The following is a 517-nucleotide window of genomic DNA, read 5'->3' on the forward strand; positions in this document are numbered from 1 at the left end:
GAAGGTCTGCCCCTCGGTTCGAGCTCAGCTGGTAGTTTACCCTTGCCACGACCAAGCGCGAATTCTTTTACAATCTCTCCAGCGTGGGAACGCAAGTGTGGCCGCTCCAGCGGACTGTGTCTCTCTGTGTTTACAGGCGCCGGCGGTTGGCTTACCTGGCCGTTTACCGACGCTGGAGCGTCTAAATCAAGTTTTGTAGGTTGGGTTAGGCGCGCCTTACGATGCGGGCGTGGGCAACCGTGGCTGAACGCGCCGTAACCCGACATCTCAGGCTGGCTTGCAGCGTCGTCTGTTAGTTACGGCGGAGAAGCTGTCGGTTGCATGTTCGCTAGATGTCAAGTCTCGCCAGATTATAGACACGTTTTTTGAACAAATTGGGTTGTTTTTGATACCAGTTTTTCATGGCCTGAAGGGGAGGAATGAGGCTTAATGCTTTTTGCGGGATGTGGTGATTATAGACCTGGACGTAGCGTTTGATGGTGTCGGTCAAGTGCTCGGCGGAGTCGAAGCGGGTGGT

General features: G+C 54.4%; 1 pseudogene. It reads right to left on the reverse strand.

The annotated features are described in order from the left end of the window. Nucleotides 1–328: 328 nt before the first annotated feature. Nucleotides 329–517, reverse strand: a pseudogene (locus E1958_RS19790) (IS481 family transposase); the annotation flags it as partial.

This window comes from Candidatus Thiosymbion oneisti, from assembly GCF_004359955.1.
Classification (GTDB): domain Bacteria; phylum Pseudomonadota; class Gammaproteobacteria; order Chromatiales; family Chromatiaceae; genus Thiosymbion; species Thiosymbion oneisti.